Annotated in this window: 13 protein-coding genes; 3 read left to right on the forward strand and 10 right to left on the reverse strand. The window is 68.1% G+C overall.

Annotated elements, in window-relative coordinates; genetic code table 11:
- Position 1: 1 nt before the first annotated feature.
- From IEY68_RS30910 to IEY68_RS30955, 10 genes are all read right to left on the reverse strand, one after another.
- Positions 2-664: a 3-oxoacid CoA-transferase subunit B gene (locus IEY68_RS30910; RefSeq protein ID WP_058856182.1), complete on the reverse strand. Its 663-nt coding sequence runs from the start codon at positions 662-664 to the stop codon at positions 2-4.
- A complete protein-coding gene (locus IEY68_RS30915) occupies positions 661-1,419 on the reverse strand; it encodes a CoA transferase subunit A (protein ID WP_058856181.1) in 759 nt (252 codons plus the stop codon). The genes IEY68_RS30910 and IEY68_RS30915 overlap by 4 nt, the downstream gene beginning before the upstream one ends.
- Positions 1,416-2,600 (reverse strand): fumarylacetoacetase, encoded by a 1,185-nt coding sequence (fahA, locus tag IEY68_RS30920; RefSeq protein WP_058856180.1) that lies wholly within the window; start codon positions 2,598-2,600, stop codon positions 1,416-1,418. Before fahA ends, IEY68_RS30915 begins: the two co-directional genes overlap by 4 nt.
- On the reverse strand, positions 2,597-3,460 hold the full coding sequence (locus IEY68_RS30925) for a hypothetical protein (protein WP_229719145.1): 864 nt from the start codon (positions 3,458-3,460) through the stop codon (positions 2,597-2,599). The genes fahA and IEY68_RS30925 overlap by 4 nt, the downstream gene beginning before the upstream one ends.
- Positions 3,457-4,653 carry a homogentisate 1,2-dioxygenase gene (locus IEY68_RS30930; protein ID WP_058856178.1) on the reverse strand — a complete coding sequence of 399 codons (1,197 nt, stop codon included), beginning with the start codon at positions 4,651-4,653 and terminating at the stop codon, positions 3,457-3,459. The genes IEY68_RS30925 and IEY68_RS30930 overlap by 4 nt, the downstream gene beginning before the upstream one ends.
- Before the next feature lie 86 nt (positions 4,654-4,739).
- On the reverse strand, positions 4,740-6,056 hold the full coding sequence (locus IEY68_RS30935; protein WP_063000459.1) for an MFS transporter: 1,317 nt from the start codon (positions 6,054-6,056) through the stop codon (positions 4,740-4,742).
- Positions 6,057-6,075: 19 nt separating this feature from the next.
- Complete coding sequence (locus IEY68_RS30940; protein WP_058856177.1) at positions 6,076-7,515, reverse strand: FAD-dependent oxidoreductase; 1,440 nt, start codon at positions 7,513-7,515, stop codon at positions 6,076-6,078.
- Entirely contained in the window at positions 7,515-8,297 is a 783-nt protein-coding gene (locus IEY68_RS30945) for an SDR family NAD(P)-dependent oxidoreductase (RefSeq protein ID WP_058856176.1), read from the reverse strand. The genes IEY68_RS30940 and IEY68_RS30945 overlap by 1 nt, the downstream gene beginning before the upstream one ends.
- Positions 8,290-9,126 carry an SDR family NAD(P)-dependent oxidoreductase gene (locus tag IEY68_RS30950; protein ID WP_058856175.1) on the reverse strand — a complete coding sequence of 279 codons (837 nt, stop codon included), beginning with the start codon at positions 9,124-9,126 and terminating at the stop codon, positions 8,290-8,292. Before IEY68_RS30950 ends, IEY68_RS30945 begins: the two co-directional genes overlap by 8 nt.
- Before the next feature lie 51 nt (positions 9,127-9,177).
- Positions 9,178-9,624, reverse strand: a complete 447-nt coding sequence (locus IEY68_RS30955; protein ID WP_058856174.1) for a nuclear transport factor 2 family protein — start codon at positions 9,622-9,624, stop codon at positions 9,178-9,180.
- A gap of 129 nt (positions 9,625-9,753) precedes the next feature.
- Here IEY68_RS30955 and IEY68_RS30960 point away from each other — a divergent pair, with 129 nt between their 5' ends.
- The 3 genes from IEY68_RS30960 (at position 9,754) to IEY68_RS30970 (ending at position 16,740) form a co-directional block, all read left to right on the forward strand.
- Entirely contained in the window at positions 9,754-10,476 is a 723-nt protein-coding gene (locus tag IEY68_RS30960) for an IclR family transcriptional regulator (protein WP_058856209.1), read from the forward strand.
- Between the two features lie 361 nt (positions 10,477-10,837).
- Positions 10,838-16,306: an ATP-binding protein gene (locus tag IEY68_RS30965; RefSeq protein ID WP_058856173.1), complete on the forward strand. Its 5,469-nt coding sequence runs from the start codon at positions 10,838-10,840 to the stop codon at positions 16,304-16,306.
- A 71-nt stretch (positions 16,307-16,377) separates the two neighbouring features.
- Positions 16,378-16,740, forward strand: coding sequence for a hypothetical protein (locus IEY68_RS30970; RefSeq protein WP_189094583.1), 363 nt, complete (start codon positions 16,378-16,380; stop codon positions 16,738-16,740).
- Positions 16,741-17,069 lie beyond the last annotated feature (329 nt).

Below are 17,069 nucleotides of genomic sequence, written 5' to 3' on the forward strand. Positions count from 1 at the left end.
GCTACCGCGCATTACCTCCGGTGGTGGCGAGGAGATCGACGACGAGATCGGTACCGGTCGCCGCCCGCACCTGCTCCACCTCCACCTCCGGTGCGAGTTCGCGCAGCACCAGGGCATCGCTGCCGATATCGATGACGGCCAGATCGGTGATGATCCGCTGCACCACCCCCTGACCCGTCAGCGGCAGGGTGCACTGCTCGACGATCTTGGCACCACCCGCGCGGTCGGTGTGTTCCATGACGACGATGACGCGGCGGGCGCCGTGCACCAGGTCCATGGCGCCACCCATCCCCTTGACCACCTTGCCCGGAACCATCCAGTTCGCGAGGTCACCGGTTCTCGACACCTGCATACCCCCGAGTACCGCGGTATCGATATGCCCGCCGCGGATCATGCCGAACGACAGCGCCGAATCGAAGAAGGCCGCACCGGCATCGACCGTCACGGTCTCCTTCCCCGCGTTGATCAGGTCGGGATCGACCGCGTCCGCGGTGGGATAGGGGCCGGTGCCGAGGATGCCGTTCTCCGAGTGCAGGACGACCTTCACCTCCGGCGGTAGATAGTTCGGGATCAGCGTCGGCAGTCCGATGCCCAGGTTCACGTACTCACCGGGACGCATCTCCGCGGCGGCCCGTCGCGCCATCTGCTGCCGGGTCCAGCTCATACCGTCGCCTCCTGCACGGTCCGCTTCTCGATTCGCTTGTCCTGCGGCCCGGTATCCACGATCCGCTGGACGAACACACCGGGAAGATGGATCTGCGAGGGATCCAGTGCACCGGGTTCGACGAGTCGTTCCACCTGGGCGATGGTCACCTTCCCGGCCATGGCGGCGAGCGGATTGAAGTTCATCGCGGTCTTGTCGAACACCAGATTTCCCTCGGTATCTCCGACGACGGCGTGCACCAGCGCGAAATCGGTGCGGATCCCTTCCTCCAGGACGAAACGCCTACCGTGGAATTCGCGCACCTCCTTGGGTGGGGAGGCCACCGCCACCGACCCGTCGGGCCGGTACCGCCAGGGCAGACCGCCCTCGCTGATCGGCGTACCCACACCGGCCGGAGTGTAGAACGCCGGTATTCCGGCGCCGCCGGCCCGCAGCCTTTCGGCCAGCGTGCCCTGCGGTGTGAGTTCGACTTCCAGCTCTCCGGCGAGATACTGCCGGGCGAACTCCTTGTTCTCCCCCACATAGGACGCGGTGACGCGCGCGATGCGCTTGGCCGAGAGCAGGATTCCGAGTCCGTAGTCGTCGACACCGCAGTTGTTCGAGTAGACCTCGAAACCGGTCGCCGGGCCCGCGGCGATCGCGGCGATCAACGCGTCGGGGATACCGCAGAGGCCGAAACCACCGACAGCCAGTGACGCGCCGCCGGCGATATCGGCGACGGCCGCGGCGGCCGATGCCGCCACCTTCGCGCTCATCGGCCGGCCTGCGTGGCGGGCAGGATTCGAGCGCGTACCTCACCGAAACCGATCCGGGAGCCCCCCGGGCCGGGTGCGGTGGCCGCGATGGCGATCTCGTCGCCGTCTTCGAGGAAGGTGCGAGGTTCACCGTTGACCTCGACAGGTTCGGCTCCGCCCCAGGTGAGTTCGATGAACGCGCCGCGCTGGTCCTTGCGGTCACCGGAGATGGTGCCGGAGGCGAACAGGTCGCCGGTGCGCGCCGCGGCCCCATTGATCGTGGTGTGGGCGAGCATCTGCGCGGGCGACCAGTACATCTGCGCATAGGGCGGCCGGGAGACCAGCTGCCCGTTCCACTCGACGGTGAGATCGACATCCAGGCCCCACTTCTGGTCTCCGCGCAGGTAGGGCAGCGGTTCGGGGTCCTGGACCGGGGTATCGATCCGGGCGGCCTCCAGAGCGGCCAGCGGTACGACCCACGGCGAGATCGACGTCGCGAAACTCTTACCGAGGAACGGACCCAAGGGTACATACTCCCAGGCCTGGATATCGCGGGCCGACCAGTCGTTGACCACCACGGCGCCGAAAATATGCTCGGCGAATTCGTCCGGGGTGATCACCGCGCCCGGCTCGGACGGTACGCCGACGATGAAACCGAGCTCGGCTTCGATATCGACACGCTGGGACGGCCCGAACGACGGTGCCGGGGCGGCGGGCGATTTCCGCTGCCCGCAGGGGCGGACGATATCGGTTCCGGACACGATCACGGTGCCGGCCCTGCCGTGGTACCCGACGGGCAAGTGCTTCCAGTTCGGCATGAGCGGCGCCGAATCGGGCCGGAACAGCCGGCCCAGATTGGTGGCGTGCTGTTCGGACGCGTAGAAGTCCACGTAGTCGGCGACCTCGATGGGCAGATGCATCGCGACGTCGGCGAGGTCGGCGACGGCATGCGCGGGCACCTCACCGCGGACCGATGCGGCGATCCGGGCCCGGGCGGACGCCCACGCCTGCGGTCCGAGGGCCATGAAATCGTTGAGTGACGGGCGCGCGAACACTTCGTCACCGAGCACGACGGACAGGTCGACGACCTTGTCCGCGACCCGGACACCGACGCGTGGTGCGGATCCGGCGGTCGAGAACACCCCGTAGGGCAGATTGTCGATCCCGAACGGGGAGTCGGCGGGGATATCGATAACGGTCATGAAGCAGAACTTTCCGAGACGGGCCGCAGTGCGGCCGGTAACAGGTGCAGGTCCACCAGTTCGGTGAGCGGGTCGCCGATACTGCAGGTACCGAACGAGCGGAACGCGGTGCGCACGGCGCTCGCCTCGGTATCGGACAGGGCGGCCAGCTCGGCGGCGACGGCCGGGCCGGCCCGGTTCGCCAGCACCGCCTCGAGCGCGCCGGTATCGGCGCCGGCGCCGGCCAGATGCGTCGCGAGCAGCAGATTCAGGAAGCCGTGCTGTTCGAAGCCGGTGATCGGGTCGGTGTTGCGGATCGCGTGGTGCAGTCCAGCCGTCGCCTTGAACGGGATCCCGGCGGTCACGGCCGACCGCAGCGCCAGGGCGAGTTCACGCTCGTCCGGATAGGCCTCGGCGACCATCCCGCCGGTGCGGAACTTCGCCGCGTAGGGCGAGCCCGCCAGTCGCTCCAGGAAGGCCGGGCGCCGATCATCGCGCGGTATCTCGATGTACACGTCGAGACTGGTGATCCGTGTGGCGAGCAATTCTGTCGCCGCGAAGAACTCGGCCGCGGACAGCTGCGCCGGGACGGCGATCTCGAGGCCCGCGAGGGTGAGCCCGTCGATCGCGGCAGCCCGGTCCAGCGCCTGCGTGACGGTCCCCGGCCCCTCGGGGGCCGTGCAGACGACGGTCAGCGGGCCGGGTTCGCGGGCCGCCAGTTCGGCGAGCCGGGATATCGGAAAGATCAGCGGCCCGACGAGCGCGGCGAAATCGCTGTCCCGATAGCGAGCGTGATCGGCCAAGGCGGTGGGCAGTGGCGCGTTACCGGGCGGGAAGAGCGCCGCATCGTCACAGAGACCACGCAGAAGTACGGGGATCACGCGCTCGCCTCCCCCAGCCATGACCACGCGTACCCGGGATCCTCGCACGCGAGCGCGCCCTCGCCCAGTTCCAGCGGCGCGAAGGTATCGACCATGACGGCCGTCTCCTCCACGTATTCGAGACCGAGCGAACGTTCCATCCCGCCGGGCTGCGGTCCGTGTGCGTGCCCACCCGGGTGCACCGACACCGAACCCAGGTCGATCCCGGATCCCTTGCGCGCTTCGTAGTTCCCGCCGCAGTAGAACATGACCTCGTCGGAGTCGACGTTCGAATGGTAGTAGGGCACCGGGACGGCCAGCGGGTGGTAGTCGACCTTACGGGGCACGAAGTTGCACACCACGAACCCGTTGCCCTCGAACGCCTGGTGGACCGGCGGCGGCTGATGGACACGGCCGGTGATCGGTTCGAAATCATCGATATTGAATGTGTACGGATAGAGGCAGCCGTCCCAGCCGACCACATCGAACGGATGCCGCGGATAGGTCATACGGGTGCCGACGATGCCCCGGGAGGCGCGGTGTTTGACGAGGACCTCGATATCGGTGCCCTCGGCGAGCAATACCTCGCGCGGGCCGTGCAGATCACGTTCGCAGTAGGGCGCGTGCTCCAGCAGCTGCCCGAACCGCGAGAGGTAGCGTTTGGGCGGCACGATATGGCTGCTCGATTCGATCGCGTACGCGCGCAGCGGTTCATTCCCCTGGGGGATCCAGCGGTGCGTGGTGGAGGTCGGGAGCACCACATAGTCGCCGCGCCGCGCTTCGAGCGCACCGAACACCGTTTCCACCCGCGCCGCACCGGATTCGAGGTAGACGAGCTCGTCGCCGAGGGCGTTGCGGTACAGCGGCGACTCCTTCGCCGCGACCACATAGGAGATACGCACATCGGAGTTGGCCAGCAGCAGCCGGCGGCCGGTGACGACATCGGTCTCCGCCCACGACCCGGCCGGGAACAGCTCGTGCAGCTTCAGATGCCGCGGTTCGAGGGGATGGTTCGGCGTGGTGGTCTGGTCCGGGACCTCCCATATGCTCGAGCCGGAGATCGCCGACGGAATGCCGCGGTGGTAGAGCAGCGAGGAATCCGAGGAGAACCCCTCTTCGCCCATCAACTCCTCGTAGTAGAGCCGGCCGCTGTCGTCGCGGTGCTGAGTGTGGCGTTTCGGCGGAACATTGCCGAGTTGGCGGTAGTACGCCATGACCTGCCTCCTCGTGGAAATGAATGCGAATGGAAAGAGGTGGCACGAGGACGCCGCGCGGGTGGTCCCGCGCGGCGCCCTCGTGGTCAGTCCACCCGTAGTTCGATGCCCTTGGTCTCTTCGACGAAGAAGACGGTGCCCAGTGTGAGCAGCGCGCAGAACACGAAGTAACCGGCGGGGGCCAGCGAGTTACCGGTCGCGTCGATGAGCCAGGTGGCGATGAACGGCGCGGTGCCGCCGAGCAACATATTGGTGATGTTGTTGCCCAGCGCCAGACCGCTGTAGCGGACCGAGGCCTTCAGCATCTCCACGTAGGTCACATACGACGCGCCGTTGACCACCGAGACACAGATGAACAGCACCGACTGTCCGACCACCGCCTGCCAGGCGCCCGCCCCGGACATCAGCACGAACATCGGTACCCCGAGCACCGCCGCGGCCACACTGCCCCAGAGCAACACCGGTTTCCGTCCGTAGGTGTCGGCGAGGTAACCGGCGATCGGCAGGGTGATCACGCCGAGCACCAGCGCGAGCGAGGTCGACAGGAAGGCCAGGGTCGAGGAATGACCGCCGGCGGTCTGCAGATAGGTCGCGGCGTACACCGAGGCGATGTAATAGCCGCCGGTGATGAGCGCACCCAGGAAGACGATCTTGACCACGGCACCACCGGAGGTACGCAGTAGTTCGATGACCGGCAGTTTCTTGGTCTCACCCTTCTCGGCGAGCTCCTCGAACTGCGGGGTGTCCTCCATATGGTTACGGATCCAGATCCCGACGACACCGATCACCACACTGAGCAGGAACGGGATCCGCCACGCCCAGGACAGGATGGTCTCCTCGGAGAACACCGAGGTCAGCGCAAGCGCTACCAGCGAAGCGACGAGCGACCCGAGGTAGGTGCCCGAGTTGACCATCGAGGTCTGTGTCGCGCGCCAGCGCCGCGGTGCGGATTCGGAGACGAAGGCGTTGGCGCCACCGAGTTCGCCGCCCGCGGCGAAACCCTGTAAGCACCTCGCCAGCACCAGGGCGGCGGTCGCCCAGACACCCAGCGTGACGTAGGTCGGCATCAACCCCATCAGCACGGTGGCGATCACCATCAGCAGGATGGTCCACGACAGCGCGCTCTTGCGGCCGTACTTGTCGCCGATGTGCCCGAAGAAGATCCCGCCGGGCACCCGCAGGAAGAACGCCACCGCGAAGGCGGCGAAGGTACCCATCAGCGCGGCTGTTTCGTTCTCGGACACGAAGAACAGGGTGGCGACCACGGTTGCCATGTACCCGTAGATACCGAAGTCGTAGTATTCGACCACGGTGCCGACGATGGCCGCCCGAACCACCTTCACCGACGACTGGCCGCCGGATCCGGTGCCGGTCGAACCGGAGCGGTGCGCTTCTTTGGGCATCAGCTCGTTTCCCAACATGTCAGTTACCTTGTGCTTTCGTCCGAGAGTGCGACTCGGCCGCGGCCGCGCGACCGGCGATCCGCCCCATAGTCAGTGCGTTGGCGACGGCGTTGCCGCCACCCACATAGCGGAGGCCGAGGACCCCGCCCCCGGCCTCGCCCGCCGCGAACAGTCCCGGAACGGGACGCCCGGTGGCGTCGAGAACGGCGGTATTCGAATCGATTTCGAGGCCCGTATGGGTGCAGACCAGTTCGGCGGGCAGGATCTTCGCCGCGTAGAACGGTCCCTCCGTGATCGGTTCGAGGTGTGTATCGCTGTGCTTGGCCGCGAGCGAGAGATGACGGCGGAAGTCGTCGTCGGCGCCCGCGGGTAGCTGGGCGTTCCACCGATCGACACTCGCCTTCAGTGCCGGTGCGGGCACCGCGATGGCCGCGGCGAGTTCGTCCCAGGTGGCGGCGCAGGCGGTGCGGCCGGCGGCGACTTCCTCCGCGACACGGTCGGGGGTCCAGTCGGTGTAACCGGCCGGGAGCCCCACCCGTGCTTTCTCGTCGAAGATCATCCAGCCGTAGCCGCCCTGCCGATCGAGGATTCCGGTGGACACCGCGTAGGGGGCGTCCTCGTCCATGAATCGGCGGCCCTCCTGGTTGACGTACAACCGCGAAGCGGGCGGGAACCCGGACTGCCAGTGGTGATACCGCTGGAAATACACGGTCGGCATGAGCAGGCCCCAGCCGTGCCCGGCCAGCGCCGCGCCGACCCCGGCGCCGAAGCGCAGATGATCGCCCCGGCTTCCCGGTGCGGCGACCACGAACAGCGATTCACCCGCCGCGCGCGCGGCCGGGAAGTAGCGGTCCACGAAGGTGGGGTCCTGCGCGAATCCGCCGCTGGCGACGACCACGGCGCCGCCGCGCATCTCGATACCGTCGGCCACGACTCCCGCGACCCGGCCGCCGGCGACCAGGAGTTCTTCCACGCGGGTGTTCAGCACCACGTCCACGCCGTGTGTGCGGCGAGCCCGGTCCAGTGCCTGGACCAGACCGTAACCCTGATCCTTGGGTACGTGGGCCCGCCACACATCCTCGACGCCCGCCCGTGCCAGACCCGGCTGATGGGCGTTTCCGGATTCCACCGCCGGGATCTCCACTCCCAGGCCGATCAGCCATTCGAGCGTAGGCGCGGCCTGCTCGCAGAAGGTGTGGACAAGTCCCGGCCGCAGCACCCACTGGTTGAGATCCATGTAGTGCTGGAAGAATTTCTCCGCCGAATCCTCGATACCCAGCGCACGCTGCACACTGGTTCCGGCAGCGGTGAACAGGCCCGCGGACAGCTGGGTGGATCCGCCGAGTTCCCGTTCCGATTCGAACAGCAGCACCGAGGCGCCGTCCTCGGCCGCGGAGACCGCCGCGGCCAGACCGGCCCCGCCGCCACCGATCACGATGACATCGAATTCGTCGTCCACTACAGGCTCCCCTCGGTCTCGGCCACGATGCGGTGGTACAGCCCGTTGGAGACCAGTCCGCCGTCGACGGTGACCTCGCTACCGGTCATATAGCTCGACCGATCCGACAGCAGGTGCAGGACGGCATCGGTGATCTCCTGCACCGCGCCCATCCGGCCCATCGGGATGGAGCGCAGGGACGATTCCACGAACCCGCCCGAACCACTCACCAGCGCGGTACCGACCAAGCCGGGATGGACGGAGTTGACCCGGATATTCCATTTCGCCAGGCCACCGGCCGCCGATTTCGATAACCCGGTCAGCCCCCATTTGCTCGCGGAGTAGGCCGGTGAGAAGTATCCGATCTGGCCGGAGATCGAGGAGATGTTGACGATGGAACCGCCACCGGAGTCACGCATCAGCGGCGCCACGGCCTGCATCCCGTAGAAGGGACCGAACAGGTTGATCCGCAGCGTCGCGTCCCAGATCTCGTCCGGGGTGTCCATGAACTCGAGCCGCCGCGAAATACCCGCGTTGTTGACCAGACCGCCGAGTTCACCACGGCGGGAGCCGATTTCGTCTACTACCCGGGTCCAGTCCACCCGGTCGGCGACATCGAGGTGGTGCGCGCTGGCGGACCCGCCGGCGGCGATGATCTCGGCCGCCAGTTCCTCGGTGTCGGCGATATCGGCCAGGCAGACATGGGTACCGAGCGCGCCCAGTGCCCGCGCGTGGGCCGCCCCCATGCCGGTGGCGGCGCCGGTCACCAGGACGACTCCGGGATAGTTCAGCCGATCAGACATGGCGGGAACCACCGTCGACGGCGATGCTGTGCCCGGTGACGTAGCGGGCACTGTCGCTCAGCAGGAACAGCAGCGGGCCGAACACTTCCTCGGGTGAGCCGAGACGATGCAGCGGCACCACCTCCAGCGCGTGCGCGAGTGCGGCCGGATCGTCCTGTACCCAACGGGTCATGGCGGTATCGATGTATCCGGGGGCGATGGAGTTCACCCGGATCCCCTTGTCGCCCAGTTCGACGGCGAGCGATTCGGTCATATGCGCGACGGCGGCCTTGGACGTGCAGTACGCGCCGCGCCCCTTGCGCACCCGCAGCGCCGATACCGACGACATGTTCACGATGGCGCCGCCCGGTACCATATGCCGGGCCGCGGCCTGGGCACCGTAGAGCACACCCTCGACGTTCACCCGCAGGGTCGCGCCGATCTGCTCGGGGGAGATGTCCTCGGCGAGCGCGAACGGGAAGATCCCGGCGTTGTTGATCCAGAAATCGATCCGCCCGTATTCCGCCACGGCGCGTTCGGCGAGTTTCTCGTGGTCGGCGGGGGTGGTCACATCCGCGCGCATCCCGACGACCCGTCCCGGTTCCGCCGCGAGCGAACGCACGGCGAGGTCGGCCCCGATCCCCGCGGCCGTGGCGACGACCTGGTCTTCGTTGATATCGGCGGCGACCACCGACACCCCGCGGGTCGCCAGGCCCGCCGCGAACACCGCACCCATCCCCTGGGCCGCCCCGGTGACCACGGCGACCTTGCCCGCCATTTCCGGGTAGTGCGCGGTCACCGGTGCCGCGTCGGTACGCCCGGGGTTGAGCTGCTCGGTGGTGGTGCTCATCTGTCGTTCCTCCGAAATCGTGTGGAAATCCGTGCGGGTTCGCGCTGCGGCCTACCGCTGTGGCGCGTCGTCACGCGAGACGCGCCGGCGGGCGACCGACCAGCGGCCGTCGTCGTGTTCGAGGCGGTCCTCGATCGTCGTCATCCGCACCAGGCGTGGAACCGCGCCGCGCGGAGTGGCGATGATCTGCAGATAGGCGGCGACCTCGAGGGTCGAGGAGTCCAGCCGCCGGATCGCGATATTCGTGACGACGTGCCGATGCACCTCGTCCGCGGCCCGGGCCGCTTCGTCGAACGCGCGCGCGAATTCGGTGAGGGCCGCGGCCCCGGTGACCGGCTCCGGGTAGCTCGGCGAACGGAACTCGCCGGTGGGTGTGAAGGTGGCCGCCCAGTCGGCGGCCCGGCCGTTGTCGATATGCCCGCTCTGGAAGCCGTACAGCTGGTGGACCGCGGCGATCGTCGCCGGATCGGGCAGGTCCCCGACCGAAACCGTGGTCATCGAATTCTCCTCGACATCATCGCAGAGCCTCCGCTTGCCCCCACCGGCTCGAGTGTGCGATAATCGCACGCACTGTGCGATATGAGTGAAGGCTAAGTGTCACCACTCACAAAAGTCAAGAAGGACGCGATGAACCACAGCCCTGCCCCCGGGGGCGAACGTGCCGCCGGGGCACAGCTCGATTCCGGAATGTCGAAAACGCTGCACCACGGATTGGAGATCCTGGAAACGCTGGCCCGGCATCCGCACGGGCTCTCGATCACCGATCTCGCCGATACCGTCGGCGTGCACCGGACCGTCGCACATCGCCTGGTCCGCACGCTGGAAGCGCACCGGCTGTGCCGCCGCGACCACACCAAACGCGTCACCCTCGGCGCCGGCCTGGTAACCCTCGCCGAGCCGGTGGAACAGGATCTGCGCACGGTCGCCGGGCCGGTGATGGAGGAACTCGCCGAGCGCACTCGCTCCACCGCCCACCTGGTACTACGGGAGAACGAGACCGAAGTGCGCGCGCTACTGGTGGTCGAACCGCGCAACGCGCAGGTCCACGTGGCCTTCCGGCCGGGTCAGATCCACCCCATAGACCGCGGCTCGGCGGGGCTGGCGATGCTGGCCGCCCTCCCTGCCGTTCCCGGTGAACGCCCGGAGGTCGAGACCGCGCGCGACCGCGGCTACGCGCTCACCCGCGGTGAGGTCGTCGCGACGATGTTCGGTATCTCGGCACTCGTCCCCCGCCGCCGCGGCGAACCGGAAACCACCATCGGTATCTCCGTCTTCGAGGTCGACGACGAGAACGCGCTCGCCACCGCGGTCCGCGCAGCCGCCCGGCAGCTGGGCACGCTGCTGCACTGAGCCGGCCCGTCGGCCCGGGACACCCCCGGGCCGACGCGTAGGTGAGCGTCCCGGCGAGACCGGACGAACGTTGTCACCAGGGCGTAATCGCGGCCACGGCCGCACCGCGACGTCGTTCGATCAGGTCATAGATCAGCGACTGTAGCGCCGTGTCGGTGGATTGCGACATGCCTTTCGGGTAAGTGTTCTCCGGACCCATCGGTCACTTCCGACCCGGCCGATCGACCCGCCCGCCGAAAATACGGGCGAGTAGCCCCCGCACGCTGTGCACATAGTGGTCTCGCGGGTGCACACTACGCAGAGCCGAGCCGAAAAACGGCTCACCCGTGACCATGCCCAACCGACGAAGGAGCCAGGGATAGTGTTCAGTCGTATCGCCATCGTGAACCGAGGAGAGGCGGCGATGCGCCTTGTCCACGCTGTCCGGGACCTGGCAGCCGAAACCGGGCAGCCGGTGCGGACCATCGCGTTGCACACCGATGTCGATCGGAACGCGACCTTCGTCCGCGAAGCCGATATCGCCTACGACCTGGGCCCGGCATCGGCCCGCCCCTACCTGGACCTGAAGGCCCTCGAACGCGCACTGGTGTCCACCGGCGCCGACGCCGCCTGGGTCGGGTGGGGTTTCGTCGCCGAGGATCCGGCGTTCGCGGAACTGTGCGAGCAGATCGGCGTCACCTTCATCGGGCCCAGCCCCGACGCCATGCGCAAACTCGGCGACAAGATCGGCGCGAAGCTGATCGCCGAAGAGGTGGGCGTACCGGTCGCGCCGTGGAGCCGCGGCGCGGTCGAAACCGTGGAGGCCGCGATCGCCGCCGCGACCGAGATCGGCTACCCCCTGATGCTGAAGGCGACCGCGGGCGGCGGCGGCCGCGGTATCCGGGTGATCAACAACGAGGCCGAACTCGTCGACGCCTACGATCGCACCAGTCAGGAAGCGGCACGCGCGTTCGGCAGCGGCATCGTGTTCCTGGAGCGCCTGGTCACCGGCGCCCGCCACGTCGAGGTCCAGGTGATCGCCGACGGTCAGGGCACCGCCTGGGCGCTGGGTGTGCGCGATTGCTCGGTGCAGCGGCGCAACCAGAAGGTCATCGAGGAATCGGCGTCGCCGGTCCTGCGCCCCGACCAGGTGGCCGAACTCAAGGCGTCGGCCGAACGGCTGGCTGTCGCGGTCGGTTACCGTGGCGCGGCCACCGTCGAGTTCCTGTACCACCCCGGCGACGAACTGTTCGCTTTCCTCGAGGTCAACACCCGGCTCCAGGTCGAGCACCCGATCACCGAGATCACCACCGGTTTCGACCTGGTGCGCGCCCAGCTGCACGTGGCCTCGGGCGGCCGGCTCGAGGGCGAACCGCCCGCCGAACGCGGGCACGCGATCGAGGCCCGGCTCAACGCCGAGGACCCCGACCGGGATTTCGCTCCCTCCCCCGGCCGCATCGCGCATCTGGACCTCCCGGCCGGACCGGGGATCCGCGTCGACACCGGTGTCAGCGAGGGCGACACCATCCCCGCCGATTTCGATTCGATGATCGCCAAGATCATCGCCTACGGCCGCAACCGCGACGAGGCCCTGGGCCGGTTGCGCCGCGCGGTCACCGAGACCCGGGTGATCATCGAAGGCGGCGCGACCAACAAGAGCTTCGTCCTCGACCTGCTGGACCAGCCCGAGGTGATCGACGGCAGCGCCGATACCGGCTGGATCGACCGGGTACGCGGTGAGGGCCGCCTCGTTTCCCACCGGCACTCCGCCATCGCGCTGGCCGCCGCCGGTATCGATGCCTACGAGGAAGAAGAGCGGGTCGAACAGCACCGCTTGCTGTCCACCGCCTCCGGCGGCCGTCCCCAGGTACAGCACGACAGCGGACGCCCGCTCGACCTCAAACTGCGCGGCGCGAGCTACCGGGTACGGGTCGCCCGTATCGGTGCGCACCGCTTCCGCGTCGGGATCGAGGCCGGTACCGATATCCGTACCGCCGACGTCGATCTCGAACGTTTCGACCAGCACACCGGCCAGATCGTGGTCAACGGCGTCCGGTACCGCCTGATCACCGGCACCCACGGACCGGTACACCTCGTCGACGTCGACGGTGTGACGCACCGGATCAGCCGTGACGAGGGTGGCGTCGTCCGCTCCCCCGCGCCCGCGCTGGTCGTGGCCACCCCGCTCGAAGTCGGCGCCGAGGTCGAGGCCGGCGCGCCGGTACTGGTGCTGGAGAGCATGAAGATGGAAACCGTGCTGCGGGCACCGTTCCGGGCCCGGCTCAAGGAGTGCAGCGTCTCGGTCGGCAGCCAGGTGGAAACGGGTGCGCCGCTGCTGCGGCTGGAGCCGCTCGCCGAGGAGGACGAGCAGGACGACGCCACCGCCGCTACCGCGACGGTCGAGCTGGATCTGCCCACGGAATCCGATCGGCCGCGGCCGCACCAGCAGATGAACCGCGGTCAGCAGGACCTGCGCAGCCTGCTGCTGGGCTTCGATGTCGACCCGCACGACGACCGCCGGGTGCTCGACGACTATGTCACGGCACGCCGTGCGGCCGTCGCGGACAATCGCCGTCCGCTGGCCGAGGAACTCGAACTGGTGCAGGTCTTCGCCGACCTGGCCGAGCTGAGCCACAACCGGCCGTCGGACGACGACAGCGCCCCGGGCCATGTCCACAGTGCCCGCGAATACTTCCACACCTACCTGCAGAGCCTCGACGCCGAGCGGGCCGGACTCCCGGAGTCCTACCGCGCGAAGCTCGCCCAGGCCCTCGGGCACTACGGCGTCACCGATCTGGAACGCACCCCCGACCTCGAGGCCGCGGTGTTCCGGATCTTCCTCGCCCAGCAGCGGCCGTCCGATACCGGCGAGGTCATCTCGGCACTGCTGCGGGAATGGCTGAACGAGCCCATGCCGGACCGGGTGCTGCGCGAACCCGTCGGTCTGGCACTCGAGCGGCTCGTCGCCGCGACCCAGGTGCGATTCCCGGTGATCGCCGATCTCACTCGCGGTCTGGTCTTCGCCTGGTACGGACAGCCCGTGCTGCGCCGCAACCGGGCCCGTGCCTACACCGATGCGCGCAAACATCTCAGCTATCTCGACGCGCACCCGGACGCAGCCGACCGGTCCGGACGTATCGCCGAGATGGTGAGTGCCACCGAACCACTGGTGCGCCTGCTGGGCCAGCGGCTCTCGCGCGGCTCCGCGGACAACACGGCCATGCTGGAGGTGCTGACCCGCCGCTACTACGGCAACAAGGACCTCACCGACGTCCGTACCCGGGCAGCCGGCGACTACACCTTCGTCGTCGCCGAACGCAAAGGCGTGAGCCTGGTATCGGCGGCCGTGAGCTTCGACTCCCTCACCCGGGTGGTGAGCGGGCTGACCGAATTGTCGACCGGTTCCGCCTCCATCGAGGCCGATATCTACGTGTCCTGGGAGAACCAGCCCGAGGATTTCGAAGCCATGGCGGCGGCACTGCAGGAGGCGCTCAACGCCCATCCGGTGTCCAACCAGGTGCACCGGATCACCGCCACCGTCGCGGGCAGCGATAACGCGGTCATGCACCACCACTTCACGTTCCGCCCGTCCACCACCGGTCTCGGCGAGGAACGTCTCATCCGCGGCCTGCACCCCTACATCGCGCAGCGGATGCAGATGAAGCGGCTGCACAAGTTCGACCTCACCCAGCTGCCTTCCTCGGACAACGAGGAGGTGTACCTGTTCCGGTGTGTCGCCAAGGAGAATCCGGCCGATGAGCGTCTCGTCGCCTTCGCCCAGGTCCGGGACCTGACCGCACTGCGCGACCACGACGGCCGCCTGGTCACCCTGCCGACGGCCGAGAGCACCATCGCCACCTGCCTCGACTCGATCCGCCGCGCACAGTCCGGACGGCCGTCGTCCAAACGGCTGCAGACCAACCGCATCGTGATGTACGTCTGGCCGCCGATCGATATCACCCGCGGCGAGCTGGAGACGATCGTCGAGCGGGTGCGGCCCACGACCACGGGCGCGGGCCTGGAGGAGATCCTGCTGATCGCGCGTCAGCGCGACGCGCGGACCGGTGATCTGGTCAAGCTGGCACTGCGGATCTCCTTCGACGCCACCGGTGGTACCGAGGTGATCGTCGGCGAACGTTCCGACGATCCGGTCGAGCCGCTCGACGCCTACCGGCAGAAGGTGCTGCGGGCCAGCAGCCGCAACACGGTGTACCCCTACGAGCTGACCGGTCTGCTCGGCGAATTCGCCGAGTACGACCTCGACGCCGACCACACGCTGGTACCGGTCGACCGGCCCAAGGGTCGCAATACCGCGGCGATGGTCGCGGGTGTGGTGAGCACACCGACCGAACGGCACCCCGAAGGCGTCACCCGGGTGGTGCTGCTCGGCGATCCGACGAAATCGCTGGGCGCGCTGTCGGAGCCGGAATGCCGCCGGGTGATCGCCGCACTGGACCTGGCCGAGAAATTGCAGGTCCCGCTGGAGTGGTACGCGCTGTCCTCCGGCGCCCGCATTTCGATGACCTCCGGTACCGAGAACATGGACTGGGTGGCGGCCGCGCTCAAGCGCATCGTCGAGTTCACCCAGGACGGTGGCGAGATCAATATCGTGGTCGCGGGTATCAATGTCGGCGCCCAGCCGTACTGGAACGCCGAGGCGACGATGCTCATGCACACCAAGGGCATCCTGGTGATGACCCCGGATTCGGCCATGGTCCTCACCGGTAAACACGCCCTCGACTTCTCCGGTGGTGTCTCGGCCGAGGACAACTTCGGTATCGGCGGCTACGACCGGGTGATGGGCCCCAACGGGCAGGCGCAGTACTGGGCGCCGAACCTGCACGCCGCCCGGGCCGTACTGATGTCGCACTACGACCACACCTATGTCGTCCCCGGCGAGCAGGGTCCGCGCCGGGCGCAGACGACCGATCCGGTGGATCGCGATATCTCCGATTTCCCGCATGCCATGGCGGACAGCGATTTCACCACGGTCGGCCAGATCTTCTCCGCCGGCGCCAACCCGGACCGTAAGAAGCCGTTCGATATCCGCACCGTCATGCGGGCGGTGGCCGACCAGGACCACGAGGTGCTGGAACGCTGGGCGGGGATGGCCGACGCCGAGACCTCGGTGGTCCAGGACGCGCATCTGGGCGGAATCCCGGTATGCCTGCTGGGTATCGAGTCCCGAGGTGTGCCCCGGCGCGGTTTCCCGGCCACCGACGGTCCGGACACCTACACCGCGGGCACCCTGTTCCCGCGGTCGTCGAAGAAGACCGCGCGAGCGATCAACGCGGCCAGCGGTAATCGGCCGCTGGTGGTCCTGGCGAACCTGTCCGGCTTCGACGGTTCACCGGAATCGATGCGCAAACTGCAGCTGGAGTACGGCGCCGAGATCGGCCGCGCGATCGTGAACTTCCAGGGCCCCATCGTGTTCTGCGTGATCTCGCGCTACCACGGTGGCGCGTTCGTGGTGTTCTCCAAGACGCTGAACCCGAATATGACCGTCCTCGCGCTGGAGGGCTCGTTCGCCTCGGTACTCGGCGGCGCCCCCGCCGCGGCGGTGGTGTTCGCCGGTGAGGTGGACAACCGCACCGCCGCCGATCCGCGGGTCCGGGATCTGGAGGCCCGCGCCGCGAACGCCTCCGGTACCGACCGCGCGACTCTCACCGCGGAACTCGATGAACTCCGGTCCTCGGTCCGCACCGAGAAGCTCGGTGAGGTCGCCGCGGAATTCGACCGCGTGCACGATATCCACCGCGCGGTCGAGGTCGGTTCGGTCGACGCCGTCATCCGGGCCGCCGAGCTGCGGCCGCGCATCATCGAGGCGATCGAGGCACGTCTGTCCCGCTGATCTCCGCGGGTAGTCGTTCTCGATGAGAGACAGTTGAGATCCGGGTGTCCCGTCACCACACGGGGCACCCGGTGATCCACGAGAACTCGTGCGGCCGTTGCCTACAGGCAGCGGCCGCACTGCTGTACACAGGGCCCGGAGCGGACCGGCTGACGCGCCGTCGCCGGATACCACGCCGACAGCGGCGCCCGCCGAGGCGGGAGGAGAAGAGGTTCGCGGCGGCCGGAGTCGCCGCGGCCGCCGAGGTCATCGCTGTCCGCGGAATACGCGGCGGTACCGAGGTCGCCGAGCTCGCGGTCCGCATCCGCGGCACCGGTTTCGACCCCTTCGTCACGGACTGTGATCTCCCGGTCCGGCAGCCGCCCTGGGCAGTCGGCGATACCTTCGATGTCGTCGTCGATCCGGCCGACAAATTTTTCGCCGTCGTGTACTGATCTGCCCCACCACTTCGCGCTCGGCCTCCGCGGCACCGATTGACTTCAGCGCGAGCACAATCCTGGCCGCTACCGCATCACAGACCTAGTGCCTCGTCCAGATAGGTTGCGCTGGTAATCCGGGGTGTCGGTTTGATCGTGTGCTCGCCGACGGCGATGCTGCCGGTGGAGGTGGTGTCGATGGCCCGTAAACCAGAAGTATTCGTGCGGGAGGTGTCCCCGGAGGAAGGGCACCGGTTGCAGAAGATCACCAAAACGAGCAAGCAGCCGATCAGGACCCGCCGCGCGATCGTGGTGATGGCCTCAGCCCAACATCAACCCGTTCCGGC

Origin of the sequence: Nocardia jinanensis, from assembly GCF_014645735.1 — a bacterium.
Lineage (GTDB): Bacteria > Actinomycetota > Actinomycetes > Mycobacteriales > Mycobacteriaceae > Nocardia > Nocardia jinanensis.